14 protein-coding genes are annotated in these 13891 nt (G+C 70.6%); 10 read left to right on the top strand and 4 right to left on the bottom strand.

The window, feature by feature from the left end; translation table 11 throughout:
* The 10 genes from KBX26_RS27010 to rny form a co-directional block, all read left to right on the top strand.
* A partial coding sequence (locus tag KBX26_RS27010; RefSeq protein ID WP_210866676.1) for a hypothetical protein occupies window positions 1-279 on the top strand: 279 nt, incomplete at its 5' end.
* A gap of 68 nt (window positions 280-347) precedes the next feature.
* Window positions 348-1073, top strand: coding sequence for a UdgX family uracil-DNA binding protein (locus tag KBX26_RS27005; RefSeq protein ID WP_030336785.1), 726 nt, complete (start codon window positions 348-350; stop codon window positions 1071-1073).
* Window positions 1074-1224: 151 nt separating this feature from the next.
* Window positions 1225-2829 (top strand): flavin monoamine oxidase family protein, encoded by a 1605-nt coding sequence (locus tag KBX26_RS27000; protein WP_210866675.1) that lies wholly within the window; start codon window positions 1225-1227, stop codon window positions 2827-2829.
* Between the two features lie 107 nt (window positions 2830-2936).
* Window positions 2937-3515, top strand: a complete 579-nt coding sequence (locus KBX26_RS26995) for a hypothetical protein (RefSeq protein ID WP_210859449.1) — start codon at window positions 2937-2939, stop codon at window positions 3513-3515.
* Between the two features lie 116 nt (window positions 3516-3631).
* The gene (locus KBX26_RS26990; RefSeq protein ID WP_210866674.1) at window positions 3632-5023 is read left to right on the top strand and encodes an MFS transporter; all 1392 of its coding nucleotides are present in this window, start codon (window positions 3632-3634) and stop codon (window positions 5021-5023) included.
* 5 nt (window positions 5024-5028) lie between these two features.
* Entirely contained in the window at window positions 5029-5229 is a 201-nt protein-coding gene (locus KBX26_RS26985) for a DUF3046 domain-containing protein (RefSeq protein WP_030336777.1), read from the top strand.
* A gap of 184 nt (window positions 5230-5413) precedes the next feature.
* Window positions 5414-6460, top strand: coding sequence for a recombinase RecA (gene recA / locus KBX26_RS26980; RefSeq protein ID WP_030336775.1), 1047 nt, complete (start codon window positions 5414-5416; stop codon window positions 6458-6460).
* Between the two features lie 14 nt (window positions 6461-6474).
* Window positions 6475-7173 carry a regulatory protein RecX gene (locus KBX26_RS26975; protein ID WP_030336774.1) on the top strand — a complete coding sequence of 233 codons (699 nt, stop codon included), beginning with the start codon at window positions 6475-6477 and terminating at the stop codon, window positions 7171-7173.
* 49 nt (window positions 7174-7222) lie between these two features.
* Window positions 7223-7927 (top strand): 3-keto-5-aminohexanoate cleavage protein, encoded by a 705-nt coding sequence (locus KBX26_RS26970; RefSeq protein WP_210866673.1) that lies wholly within the window; start codon window positions 7223-7225, stop codon window positions 7925-7927.
* Between the two features lie 555 nt (window positions 7928-8482).
* Window positions 8483-10249, top strand: coding sequence for a ribonuclease Y (rny, locus tag KBX26_RS26965; protein WP_030336772.1), 1767 nt, complete (start codon window positions 8483-8485; stop codon window positions 10247-10249).
* Between the two features lie 103 nt (window positions 10250-10352).
* Here the strand turns inward: rny and KBX26_RS26960 are convergent, their stop codons facing one another.
* The 4 genes from KBX26_RS26960 to KBX26_RS26945 are packed head-to-tail and all read right to left on the bottom strand — an operon-like array spanning window position 10353 to window position 13765.
* Complete coding sequence (locus KBX26_RS26960; RefSeq protein ID WP_030336771.1) at window positions 10353-11333, bottom strand: amino acid ABC transporter permease; 981 nt, start codon at window positions 11331-11333, stop codon at window positions 10353-10355.
* Window positions 11330-12037: an amino acid ABC transporter permease gene (locus KBX26_RS26955; RefSeq protein ID WP_210866672.1), complete on the bottom strand. Its 708-nt coding sequence runs from the start codon at window positions 12035-12037 to the stop codon at window positions 11330-11332. The genes KBX26_RS26960 and KBX26_RS26955 overlap by 4 nt, the downstream gene beginning before the upstream one ends.
* Before the next feature lie 36 nt (window positions 12038-12073).
* Window positions 12074-12952, bottom strand: a complete 879-nt coding sequence (locus KBX26_RS26950; RefSeq protein WP_030336769.1) for a glutamate ABC transporter substrate-binding protein — start codon at window positions 12950-12952, stop codon at window positions 12074-12076.
* A 57-nt stretch (window positions 12953-13009) separates the two neighbouring features.
* A complete protein-coding gene (locus KBX26_RS26945; protein ID WP_030336767.1) occupies window positions 13010-13765 on the bottom strand; it encodes an amino acid ABC transporter ATP-binding protein in 756 nt (251 codons plus the stop codon).
* Between the last annotated feature and the right edge of the window lie 126 nt (window positions 13766-13891).

The following is a 13891-nucleotide window of genomic DNA, read 5'->3' as shown; positions in this document are numbered from 1 at the left end:
CCCCCCAGGTTTCCCCACCTGACCCCCACCCCTTCCGCGATCTTGCAGGTTCTGCTGGCGAAATGCCCGATGTCTTGGCTTTGGTCGGGACAGAAAGTGCGAGATCGCGAGGATTCGGGGCGGCGGGGACGGGTATGCGGGCGCCCGGAGGTGTGGGATATGGCTTCTGGTGGGGCTCGTAAGGGGATCTGGATCGCCATCGCGGTGGCGATCATCATCATCATCATTGTGCTGATCGCGATCGCGTCCGGCGGCGACGGGGGCGGTAACGGGTACTGACCTGACGCGGCCGGAATGCGCTGCGGCGTGTCCGGCGGCGGGCACCGAACGGGTATATAACAGTCGGCATGGCCGAGCAGACCGGGAACGCTCCGGGCGCCCAGCGGTTCATCCCGCCCGACGCCGACACCATCGACGACCTGCGCACCGCCGCCGGCGGCTGTCGGGGCTGCGAGCTGTACCGGGACGCCTCGCAGACGGTCTTCGGCCGGGGTGACGAGAGCGCCCGCGTGGTGCTGGTCGGCGAGCAGCCCGGCGACATGGAGGACCTGAAAGGGCTGCCCTTCGTCGGCCCGGCCGGACGCCTGTTGCGCCGCGCGGTCGACGACGCCGGGCTGGACCCGGGCCAGCTCTACCTGACCAACGCCGTGAAGCACTTCCGTTTTGAACTGCGCGGCAAGCGGCGGATCCACCAGACCCCGGACCAGGTGCACATCACCGCCTGCCGACCGTGGTTGGTCGCCGAGTTCGCCCGGCTGCGTCCGGAGTTCGTGGTGGTGCTCGGCGCGACCGCCGCCAAGGCGCTGCTCGGCCCGTCCTTCCGGGTCACCCGGCAGCGGGGCGAGCTGCTGCCCTGGCCGGAGTCGGCGCAGCATCCAGCGGACTTCGCACAGGTGCCGGTGGACAACGCCGGAAAGCGGGCCGACGCGCCGCCCACCCGACTGCTGGCCACCATCCATCCGTCCGCCGTGCTGCGGGCCGACGACCAGGACAAGGCGTACGAGGGTCTGGTCGCCGACCTCACCGTCGTGTCCCGCGCCAGCGCCGGACGGCGGGTCAACCGCTCGTCGTGACGTTGCTGAAGACGCCCCCGCGACGGCCGGGCGAGTGGCGGCCATCCCCTGTCATCGAGTGAGGCTGATACCTACCGGAAACGGCGTCGCGCGATCCACGTAACAGCGTCTCTGCAGACTCATGCGAGTCGATCTTGTAGGGGAGGCCGTTATGAGCGATCAGACGCAGTCGATGGTCAGCCGGCGTGGGTTCCTGCGCTCGGTCGGGATCAGCGGTGGGGCCGGAGCGATGCTCGCCACGATGGGTGCCATGGGGCTGGCCCCCAGCGCGGCGGCGTCGGTCACCCCGGCGTTCCGGCCTCCGGAGCGGTCCGACTTCACCCTCACCGGGCGGTCCGGCGCCAGCGTGGTCGTACTCGGCGGCGGCATCGCCGGGCTGACCACCGCGTACGAGTTGGGCAAGGCCGGTTACCACTGCACCATCCTGGAGGCGCGGCACCGCGTCGGTGGTCGGAACCTGACCATCCGGGGCGGCGACGTCGAGACCGACCTGGACGGACGCACGCAGCGGGCCGGCTTCTCCGACGGCGTCTACTTCAACGCCGGCCCGGGGCGGATCGCACAGTGGATGGTCACCATGGACTACTGCCGGGAACTGGGCGTGCCCGTCGAGGTCTTCACCAACCAGAACGCCGACGCCTGGATCTACAACGAGTCCGCCGGGATGACCGCGCCGGTCCGGTACCGCACCGCCAAGGCCGACGTGTACGGCTACGTCTCGGAGTTGCTGGCGAAGGCCACCGACCAGGGCGCGTTGGACGCCCGACTCAGCTCGGAGGACCGCGAGCGGCTGTTGTCGTTCCTGCAGAGCTTCGGGGCGATCGGCGGACGGGGCAGCGACTGGGCGTACACCGGGACGAGCCGTCGGGGCTTCTCCGCGTACCCGGGTGCGGGCAACGACGTGGGGACCCCGCTCGGCACGCCGCCGGCGCTCTCCGACGTGTTCGCCAGCAACATCGGCCGGTACTTCTCCTTCGAGTTCGGCTACGACCAGGCGATGCTGATGTTCCAACCGGTCGGCGGGATGGACCAGATCCCCCGAGCCCTGGCCCGGGCGGTGGGCACGCACCGGATCCGACTCGACGCCGAGGTGACAGCGGTGACCGACCGGGGCAGCCGGGTCGAGGTGACCTACCGACAGCATGGCCGGCAGTCGCAGATCACCGCCGACTACTGCGTGGCCGCGCTGCCGCCGCACCTGATGGCCCGGGTGCCGCACAATCTCGGCACGGCGGTGACCGCGGCCCTGGCCGACTTCCCGGTCACCGCCTCCGGCAAGATCGGCCTGGAGTACCGCAGCCGCTGGTGGGAGACCGATCAGCGGATCTACGGCGGCATCACCGAGACCGACCTGGACCTGTCGCACATCTGGTACCCGTCGTACGGCTTCCACGGCAAGCGCGGCCTGGTCGTCGGCTACTACAACACCGGGGCGAACGCCAGGGCGTACAGCGGGCTGACCCCGGAGCAGCGCGCCGAGCGCGCGGTCAGCCAGGGTGTGAAGATCCACGGCGACAAGTACCGCAGTGAGCTGGTCACCTCGTACTCCCACGCCTGGGACCGGACCCGCTACATCGAGGGCGCCTGGACCTCACCCCGGTACGGCACGGCCGGCTACAACCTGCTGCTCCAGCCGGCCGGACGGGTCTACTTCGCCGGGGACTGGCTCAGCCACGAGGTGGCCTGGCAGCACGGCGCGTTCGTGGCGGCGCGTTCGGCGGTCTCCGCGCTGCACCAGCGGGTGATGGCGGGCTGACCCGACCGTGCGCCGTCCAGATCGTGGACAGTTTCCGTTCGCGCGGAACGGAAGCTGTCCACGGTCGACAGTGTGTCCCGGGTCGTGTGCGCGGGTAACGGATGTCGATGGACGTTGACAACGAGGAGCGTCGCGCCACCGCGGCCGCCGGGCTTCGCGGGAGAGGGAGGCGGTTCTTCGCGCGGGCGACCGGCTTGCAGCTCATGGCCGTGTACTGGGTGCCGATGACGGTGCTCATCGGGCTGCCGATGCGCTGGCTCTTCGACCGACAGGAAGCACTTGACGAAGCCGTGCTGGGCGCCGCCCTGAACGCCGTCTGGATCGGCCCCTCGATCTATCTGGCGCAGCGCGTGGTGGGCGAGGCTCGGCAGGATCCCGAGGGGTACCCGCTGCGCCAGGCAGTGCGCACCGGCGCCGTGCCCGAGGACGACGCGGTGCGGGCCGACCTGCCCGGCTATCTCGCCGGACAGCGGCGGGCCACCTGGGCGGCGCTGCTGTCCGTCCTGGTCACCGCCCTGGGGCTGATCCTGCTCGCTCTGCTCGCCGCCGACAACGAGGGCTTCGCGGTGATCTTCGGCGTGGTCGCCGCCGTCAGTGCGGCCGTCGCCGCGCTCACCCTGACCCGGATCCGTCGGCTGGCATCCCTGCTGCCCGGTCCACCGGAGACACCACGATCGCAGGGGTGAAGGGGGCGTACCGGGAGGGCCGGGCGGGGCGACCGGTTCGGCTGGTGGCAAAACCCACTGCCGCTGGTCGGTGCGGGTGCGCGAGGATGAGTTCACCCCTTCCGACAGGAGCGCCGATGGCGACCGACCTGACCGCACCGCGTACCGGCGTCCGACCCGACGTCGCGTCGATCCAGCGGCGTACCCTGCGGCTGCTCTTCACCACCCAGATCATCGGCGGGATCGGCGTGACCATCGGCATCGCCGTGGGCGCGCTGCTCGCGGCCCGGATCGCCGGGACCGCGGTGGCCGGTGTCGCGCAGAGCGCCGGGGTGGTCGGTGCCGCGCTGCTCGCCGTCCCGGTCACCCGGATCATGGCGCGGCACGGTCGCCGGCCGGGTCTGGCGCTGGCGTACGCGGTCGGCGCCGTCGGCGGCGTGCTGGTGGTGCTGGCCGCTGCCACCCGTTGGGTGCCGCTGCTCTTCCTCGGCATGCTGCTCTTCGGCGGGGGCACCGCCGCGAACCTGCAGGCCCGGTACACGGCCGTGGACCTCGCCGAGCCGGCCCGCCGGGGGCGGCAGCTGTCCCTGATCGTCTGGGCCACCACCATCGGTGCGGTGGCCGCGCCGAACTTCGCCGCGCTGGCCGACCGGGTCACCACCGGCTGGGGGCTGCCCCCGCTGGCCGGCCCGTTCGCGTTCAGCGCGGTCGCCTTCGTGCTGGCTGCCGTCGTACTCCTCGGGTTGCTCCGGCCCGACCCGCTGCTCACCGCGCGCCGGCTCGCGGCGGCCGACGCACCTGCCGCCGACCGTCCGTCGGCCGCCGACGCGACGGCGACCGCGGTGGCGGCCGAGGCGCCGGCGGCGGGTGGTGCCGGGCGGCCGGCCGCCGCGCCGGTCGGGGTGCGCGCGCCACGCGCCGCCGGGATGCGGGCGGCCTGGTCGGTGGTACGCGGACAGCCCGCCGCCCGACTCGGCATCGCCGCCGTGGCGGTGGGTCACCTGGTGATGGTGGCGGTGATGGCGATGACGCCGGTCCGGCTCGGTGAGTCGCACGCCGACGCCGACGTGTTGCGGCTGGTCGGCATCGTGCTGAGCCTGCACATCGCCGGCATGTACGCGTTCTCCCCGGTGGTCGGTTGGCTCACCGACCGGCTCGGTCGACGGGCGGTGATCCTCGGTGGGGTCGGGCTGCTGCTGGCCGCCTGCGCGGTCGCCGGCACCGCCGGGCACCACACACCTCGGCTCTCGGTCGGTCTGGTCCTGCTCGGGCTGGGCTGGTCGGGGACGATGGTGGCCGGCTCGACCCTGCTGTCCGAGTCGGTGGCGGCCGAGGTGCGGCCGAGCGTCCAGGGGCTCTCCGACCTGATCATGGGACTGGCCGGGGCCGGCGCGGCCGTGGTCAGCGGGTTTGTCATGCAGTTCGCCGGATATCCCGTGCTCACCCTGCTCGCGGCGGTCGCGGTGGCGCCCCTGGTGGCGCTAGCGTTGCGCCCGGTGCCGACCGGGGCACCGGACGAGGAGGGCTGATAACTGTGCGGCTGACCGACTTCTGGACGCGGCTGGACGAGGCGTTCGGGCCCGGCTACGCGGCCAGCATCGCCCGCGATCAGGTGCTGTCCCAGCTCGGCGGACGGACCATCGAGCAGGCCCTGGCGGCGGGGGAGCAGACGCACGTGGTGTGGCGGGCGGTCTGCGCCGCCTACCCCGACCGGGTGCCCGCTCGACTACGCTGAGCAGCCTTTTCGCCGGTTCCGCGTGTCGCTTGTCGAGTCGTACACCTGTTCGGCTATTGTCCACAGCGGGGTGCTCTTCCACAGCTCGCGGCCCGTCGGCTGGTTTTCTGTCGGACCTAGCGCCTAGCGTGTCCGCGTGACGCGAAGCTCAGCAAAGACGCCGGCGAAGGCAGGGGTGGCAACCATGGCAGCAGGGCCTGACCGGGAGAAGGCACTCGACCTTGCTCTCGCTCAGATTGACAAGCAATTCGGCAAGGGCTCGGTGATGCGGCTGGGGGAGCGGCCGGTCATCCAGACCGCCGTGATCCCGACCGGCTCCATCGCGCTCGACGTGGCGCTCGGCGTGGGTGGTCTGCCGCGTGGCCGGGTGGTCGAGGTCTACGGTCCCGAGTCCAGCGGTAAGACCACCGTGGCACTGCACGCGGTGGCCAACGCCCAGCGCAACGGCGGGATCGCCGCCTTCATCGACGCCGAGCACGCGCTCGACCCGGAGTACGCGAAGGCCCTCGGCGTCGACACCGACGCGATGCTGGTCTCCCAGCCGGACACCGGCGAGCAGGCGCTGGAGATCGCGGACATGCTGATCCGCTCCGGCGCTCTGGACATCATCGTGATCGACTCGGTGGCGGCCCTGGTGCCCCGTGCCGAGATCGAGGGCGAGATGGGCGACAGCCACGTGGGCCTCCAGGCCCGGCTGATGAGCCAGGCGCTCCGGAAGATCACCGGTGTGCTCAGCAACACCGGCACCACGGCGATCTTCATCAACCAGCTGCGGGAAAAGATCGGCGTGATGTTCGGCAGCCCGGAGACCACCACCGGTGGTCGGGCGCTGAAGTTCTACGCCTCGGTCCGGCTCGACGTGCGACGCATCGAGAGCCTCAAGGACGGCACCGACGTGGTCGGTAACCGCACCCGGGTCAAGGTCGTGAAGAACAAGGTCGCCGCGCCGTTCAAGCAGGCCGAGTTCGACATCATGTACGGCAAGGGCATCTCGCGGGAGGGCTCGCTGATCGACGTCGGCGTGGAGCAGGCGATCATCCGCAAGTCCGGAGCGTGGTACACGTACGACGGCGACCAGCTCGGCCAGGGCAAGGAGAAGGCTCGGGAGTTCCTGAAGGAAAACCCGGACGTGGCCGCCGAGATCGAGAAGAAGATCCTGGAGAAGCTCGGCGTCGGGGTCGGCGCGGGTGACGCCGCCGGTGGCCCGGAGCTGCCGCCGGTCGACTTCTGACCGGTCGCTGACCCGTGGCAGGACGACGCGCTCGTACGGGGCGGGGCTGGGATGCCAGTCCGCCTCGTACGGGCGACGCCACCGACCCGCCCCGCCCTCGGCGAGGCCGCCGGGGTGGTTCCGGGGAGGCCGACGCCGTCGAGTCTCCGGCTCCTCCCCGGGACGAGTCCGAGGTGGCCCGTGAGATCTGCCTGCGCCAGCTGGCCGTCCGGCCCCGTACCCGGGCCGAGCTGGCCGGGGCGCTGGCCAAGCGGGGCATCTCCGAGGAGGTCTCGGCAGAGGTCCTCGACCGGTACGACGAGGTCGGCATCATCGATGACGCCGCGTTCGCGAGGGCGTGGGTGTCCAGCCGGCACGCCGGGCGGGGCCTCGCTCGCCGGGCGCTCGCCAACGAGCTGCGCCGCAAGGGTGTGGACGGCGAGGTGGCCACCGAGGCGCTGGGCGAGCTGGACGAGGAGACCGAGGCGGACACCGCCCGCAGTCTCGTGGAGCGCAAGCTGCGCACCGCCCGGGGCGAGCCGGACGCGGTTTTCCGCCGGCTGGTGGGCATGCTGGCCCGCAAGGGCTACCCGCCTGGTGTGGCCATCCGGGCGGTGAAGGACGCGCTCGCCGCGCAGAGCGCCGAGGCGGCCGAGTTCGCCGAGCAGATCGACGCCGACGCGCTAGCCGACGCCGAGGGCGAGTTGGAGCGCGACAACCGGCTGGCCGAGTGAGCGGCCCGCTCAGCGGTCCGCTGCGACTCCCGATGGGGGTGCGGGCCTGATGTTGAAGGCATGTCTGAACGGCGGGCGTGACCGACGGGCCCATCCGGCGGTGCCGCTGACGGCGGCGGAGCTGGCCACCGATGCGACCCGCTGCGCGGCGCTCGGCGTCGCGGCCGTGCACGTCCATCCCCGGGACGAGGCTGGTGCCGAGTCGCTGCGGCCGGCGGTGATCGCCGACGCGCTGACCGCGATCCGTGCCGCCCGGCCGGGGCTGCCGGTCGGGGTGAGCACCGGGGCCTGGATCTCGCCGGATCCGGCTGCGCGGGTGGCCGCCGTCCGGGCCTGGCAGGTGCTGCCCGACTTCGCCTCGGTGAACGCGCACGAGCCCGGCGCCGAGGCGGTCGCGGCCGCCCTGCACGAGCGCGGTGTGCTCGTCGAGGCAGGGCTGTGGACGCTTGACGCGGTCGCGGCGTACCGCAGGTGGCGGGTGCCGGCCGGGCGGTTGCTGGTCGAGTGCATGGCTGAGGACGTGGCGGTCGCGTTGGCCGACGCCGCCCGGATCCTCGCCGCGCTGCCGGCGGACGCGCCGTCGGTGCTGCTGCACGCCGAGGGGCCGGCGACCTGGCCGGTCCTCGCCGAGGCGGTACGCCGGGGCCTGGCCACCCGGATCGGCCTTGAGGACACGGTGTACCTACCGGACGGCTCACCGGCCGCGGACAACGCCGCCTTGGTCGCGGCAGCGGTGGCGGTGGGAGCCAGCTGACGTGTGATGAGACGGATGGGTCACACCTGGCAGGGTCGTCGGCCTTGTCTGAGAGTCGGCTGGACGGCGCTGAGCAGGCCCGACGTGTCCAACGAGCGGTGCACCTCGCGGAGTTTGTCCTCTCCTGTCCGGCGCGATGTCAGCGCGTGGTGACGGTACGACTTCTCTCCGTTCGGGGGGTTTGATCATGAGTCCTTGACCAGAGCACCCCCGGCGACCTAGCCTCGCCATACAGGCTCACATTGCCCGACCAGCGCAGGCTAAGCGCACAACATAGATCGCGTAACAGAACAGCATCACTTTGGCCGACTCTGCGGCCTTTGGCAGCAGTTCCGGACAGGCCGGTCCGGATCGCTGCGACAACTGCACCCGGTCGCCGACGCTGCCTGCGGGCACCGCCGGCGGAGAAAGCTATCCACGGCCAGCCGCTCCGGTCGGGCGTCCACAGCCGCAGGAGTGTGCCCTCGGCACGGTCGCTGCGGTCTCGACGTTAGGGGAGGCGGCCATGGCGGGGCGGCGGCACAGGTTCATCGGTAGACCCGACGGGGTCCCGGCATGAACGCCTTCGACGTCGTGCTCCTCGCGGCCGTCCTCGTCCTCGCGGTGGTGGTGATCGGGGCCGTGCTGGTCGGCATCCGGACACTGCGCCGGATGGGCGCCGCGCCGGCTCCGGAGGACCCCGCCTTCATCGCCGAGAAGGACCGGCAGGAGCAGTCCCTCGCTGCCCTGCGGACCGCGGCGGATCAGGCGAACAGCACGATCGACGTGGCGAAGTCAGCGGCCGCTGCGGCCCGCACCGAGGCGGCGGCGGCGAAGGCCGAGGCGAAAGCGGCCCGCGCCGAGGCGCGTCGGGTCCTCGACGACGCCCGGGCCGAGGCGGACACCGTTCTGGAGCGCGCCCACAAGCAGGCCGAGGCGGACGCCGAGCAGTTGCGTACGGCAGCCCGGCGCAGCGGAGAGCGGGAGGTGGCGGTGCTCGCCGCCACGACCCGGGAGCAGGCCGCCGAGGTGGAACGTCGGGCCGCCCGGATGGACGAGCGGGAGCGGATGCACACCGAAGAGGTGGAGCGGTTCGCCGAGCGGGAGCGGCAGCTCACCGCCGCGAAGGCCGCCCTCGCCGCCCGGGAGGCCGCGCTCGCCCAGCGGGAGGCCGAGCTGGCCGAGTCGGAGGAGCTGCGCCGCCGGGAGTTGGAACGCGTCGCCGGGCTCACCGCCGAATCCGCGCGACTGGAGCTGATCGACGCCATCGAGACCCAGGCCAAGCGGGAGGCGGCGTTGCTCGTGCGGGACATCGAGTCCGACGCGCGCAACACGGCCGAGCAGCGGGCCCGACACATCGTGGTGGACGCGATCCAGCGGGTCGCCAGCGAGCAGACCGCGGAGAGCGTGGTCAGCGTCCTGCACCTGCCCGGTGACGAGATGAAGGGGCGGATCATCGGCCGGGAGGGGCGCAACATCCGCGCCTTCGAGTCGGTGACCGGTGTCAACCTGATCATCGACGACACCCCCGAGGCGGTGCTGCTCTCCTGCTTCGACCCGGTCCGTCGGGAGGTGGGCCGGGTGACCCTGGAGAAGCTGGTGCTGGACGGGCGCATCCACCCGCACCGGATCGAGGAGGTCTACGACCTGGCCCGGCAGGAGGTGGAGCAGCTCTGCCTGCGCGCCGCCGAGGACGCCCTGGTCGAGGTCGGCATCACCGAGATCCACCCGGAGCTGGTCTCCCTGCTCGGTCGGCTGCGCTACCGCACCTCGTACGGGCAGAACGTGCTCAAGCACCTGGTCGAGACCGCCCACATCGCCGGCATCATGGCCGCCGAACTGCGGTTGGATGTGCCCATCATCAAGCGGTCGGCGTTCCTGCACGACATCGGCAAGGCGCTCACCCACGAGGTGGAGGGCAGCCACGCCATCATCGGCGCTGACCTAGCCCGCAAGTACGGCGAGCACGAGGACGTGGTGCACGCCATCGAGGCGCACCACAACGAGGTGCCGCCGCAGACCATCGAGGCAGTGCTCACCCAGGCCTCCGACGCCTGCTCCGGTGGTCGGCCGGGCGCGCGCCGGGAGAGCCTGGAGGCGTACGTCAAGCGGCTGGAGCGGATCGAGGAGATCGCCGCCGGCAAGCTCGGCGTGGACAAGGTCTTCGCCATGCAGGCCGGCCGGGAGATCCGGGTGATGGTCAAGCCGGACGACGTGGACGACATCGGGGCGGCCGTGCTGGCCCGGGACGTGGCCAAGCAGATCGAGGAGGAGCTGACCTACCCGGGTCAGATCCGGGTCACGGTGGTCCGCGAGTCCCGGGTCACCGAGATCGCCCGCTGAGTCAGACCGGCGGCCCCCTCACCGCGCGGACGCTGGAGATGACCGAAGGCCGCCCCGAGCAGTTCGGGGCGGCCTTCGGGTCTTCTGGTCGGTGTGACGTGGCTCAGACGCCCCCGCCGCCTCCGCCCGCGCCCTCGGCCTGGGACATCAGGGCCGCGGGCGGCGGGTTCTGCGCCGGGGTGTTCGCGGTCTTGCGACCCTGGGCGAGCCGCCGCTGGACGTACTGGGCGAGCTTCGACAGCGAGTAGTTCACCACGATGAAGAGCACGGCGATCACGACGTAGACCTGGATGGGGTTGCCCAGTGCGCCGATGATCTGCTTGCCGATGTTCAGGGTCTCCTCGTAGCTGATGATGAAGCCGAGTGAGGTGTCCTTGAGCACCACCACGAGCTGACTGATCAGCGCCGGCAGCATGATCCGGAAGGCCTGCGGCAGCAGGATCATCCGGGTGCTCTGCGCCGGGGACAGCCCGATGGCGGAGGCGGCTTCCGCCTGGCCGCCCGGCAGACCTTCCATGCCCGAGCGGAGGATCTCACCGATCACCACGGAGTTGTAGATGGTGAGGCCGATGACCAGGTACCAGAGGTTGTCGAAGTAGATGCCGAACTCGGGAAAGCCGCGGGCCACGAAGAAGATGGTGAGCACGACAGGCAGGCCGCGGAACACCTCGACACAGACCCGGGTGACCACCGAGAGCAGCACGCTCAGCCCGCGCAGCAGGTACGCCAGCGGCGCGGCGAGACCGGTGAACTTGCGACCGGTCAGGCTCTTGAGCTGGATCCGCAGCACCGCCAGCAGGGTGCCGACGACCAGCGAGGCCACGATGGCCATCGCCGCCGCGATCAGGGTGTTCTTGAAGCCGAGGCCGATCCGCTCCCAGACCAGGGAGAAGTTCTCGTTGGAGGGGTCGACCAGCGGACCCCACAGCTCCATCGACAACTGGCCCTTTTCGTCCAGGGGCCGGTAGACCAGAAAGTACGCACCGACGAGCAGGGCCAGCCCGGCGACGATGCTGCTGATCAGCGTGATCCGCCGCTGCCGGGGCCCGGGAACGTCGTAGAGGACGCTGGTCTGCTGACTCATCGGGCCACCGCCTGTCGCTTCTCGATCCGGTCCAGCAGGGTGCCGAGCGGCACGGTCATGATCAGATAGCCGATCGAGATGCCGAGGGCGACCGGCACGAAGGCGTAGCCTTCGGCCGAGGTGAGCTGGTCGGCGGTCTGTGACAGGTCACCGACCACCCCGAAGAAGCCGACCAGCGCCGAGTTCTTGATCATCGCGATGATCACCGAGCCGAGCGGCACGATGGATGCCTTCCACGACTGCGGCAGCACCACGTAGCGCAGGTTCTGCCCGAAGGTCAGGCCCAGCGAGCGGGCCGCCTCCGCCTGGCCTGCGGGCACCGCGTTGACCCCGGACCGAAGCGCCTCGCAGACGAACGCGGCGGTGTACAGCACGAGGGCGATCAGGGCGAATCGGAAGTACGGCAGATCGGTGCCGAGCCGGGTGAACAGCGAGTCGATCACCGGGATGCGGAGGAAGTCCGCGTTGGAACCGAGCGCCGGCAGGCCGAACGCGGCGAAGAACATCACCACGGTCAGCGGCATGTTGCGGAAGACGTTCACGTAGCTGGTGCCGAGCGCGCGCAGCGGCGGCACCGGCGAGATGCGGAGCACCGCCACGACGGCGCCCAGGATGAGGGCGCCGATCGCGGCGAGGAAGCAGATCTGGAGGGTGAGCCAGAAACCACCCGCAAAGACGTCGAACTTGTCGATGAGCACGTTCACGGGTCGGTGTTCCTCCCCACCCTCCAGATCGAAGGATCAGTAGCGGTTGATGGTGGGCGCCGAGCCCAGTTCCGCGCCGAACTTACCGGCGGTGTCGTCCCAGGCCTTCTTCCAGCTGCCGTCGGCGACAGCCTTGTCCAGGGTGTCGTTGATGAAGCTGCGGAAGTCCGCGTCCTCCTTCTTCACGCCGATGCCGTACGGCTCCTTGGTGAAGTTGCTGCCGGCCAGCTTGAAGGAGGCCTCGTCCTTGGCGATGTAGCCGAGCAGGATCACGTTGTCGGTGGTCACGGCGTCGACCTGGCCGCTCTTGAGGGCGTCGCGGCACTTGTCGTAGGTGTCGAAGGGCACCAGCTGGGTGGCGACGTCCTTGACGTACTTCTTGATCTCCTCGAACGGCGTCGAGCCGGTGACCGAGCAGACCTTCTTGGTGCCGTCCTTGAACGAGTCCGGACCGGTGATCGTGGTGTCGTCCTTCTTCACCATGATGTTCTGGCCAGCCTCGTAGTACGGCCCGGCGAAGGCGATGCGCTCCTTGCGCTTGTCGTTGATCGTGTAGGTCGCGGCGACCAGGTCGACGGTGCCGTTGACGATCACGTCCTCGCGGACCTTCGAGGGGGCCTCGACCCACTCGATCTTGTCCTCGGGGATGCCGAGCTCCTTGACGATGATCTTGGCGATCTCGACGTCGAAGCCCTCCGGCTTGCCGGAGAGGCCCTTCAGGCCGAAGCCGGGCTGGTCGAACTTGGTGCCGACCTTGATCTTCTGGGCCTTGTTCAGCTTCTCCATGGTGGTGCCGGCGGTGAACGACTTGCTGCCAGCGCCGGTGCCCTCCCCGCCGTCATCGCCACCACAGGCGGTGAGGCCGAGCGCCAGAGCGGCGACCGCGGCAACTGCCGCAACGCGCGTGATACGCATACTTTTCTCCTTCTTCAACGGAGCCCGCCGGCGTGCGGCACGCTCCACAACGGACGCCTAGTGCGTGAGGATCTTGGAGAGGAAGTCTCGGGCCCGCTCGCTGCGCGGGTTGGCGAAGAATTCCGCTGGTGGGGCGTCCTCGACCAGCTGCCCGTCAGCCATGAAGATGACCCGGTTCGCCGCGTGCCGGGCGAAGCCCATCTCGTGGGTGACCACGACCATCGTCATGCCGTCGCTGGCCAGCGAGGTCATCACGTCGAGCACCTCGCCGACCATCTCCGGGTCCAGCGCCGAGGTCGGCTCGTCGAAGAGCATCGCCTTGGGCTGCATGGCCAGGGCCCGGGCGATCGCCACCCGCTGCTGCTGCCCGCCGGAGAGCTGAGCCGGAAACTTGTCCGCCTGGTTGGCGATGCCGACCCGGTCGAGCAGGGCCAGGCCCCGCTCGCGCGCGGCGGCCGGCTTCTCCTTGCGGACCTTGATCGGGCCGAGGGTGACGTTCTCCAGGATGGTCTTGTGGGCGAAGAGGTTGAAGGACTGGAACACCATGCCCACCTCGCTGCGCAGCTTCGCGAGGGGCTTGCCCTCGGCCGGCAGCGGCTGACCGTCAAAGGTGATGGTGCCCGAGTTGATCGGTTCCAGTCGGTTGATCGTGCGGCACAGCGTCGACTTGCCGGAGCCGGACGGGCCGATCACCACGACCACCTCGCCGCGACCCACCGACAGCGAGACGTCGTCCAGCACGTGCAGCGGCCCGAACCACTTGTTGACCGCGTCCAGCACGATGAGCGGTTCGCCCGTCGTCACGTCGTTCACCGTCCCTGTCGTCTCCCGGAGCGGGGTCGGTTGACCCCCGGTGCGGCCACTGTAGGCGGCGTGATGTGGCAGAACGCAACCCAGCGGGTCACGGAGCGGTAACACCGGTCACGATCGTTCTCGGGC

It is taken from the genome of Micromonospora sp. C97 (genome assembly GCF_018070385.1).
Taxonomy (GTDB): domain Bacteria; phylum Actinomycetota; class Actinomycetes; order Mycobacteriales; family Micromonosporaceae; genus Micromonospora; species Micromonospora parva.
This window is presented reverse-complemented; position numbering and strand designations above follow the sequence as displayed.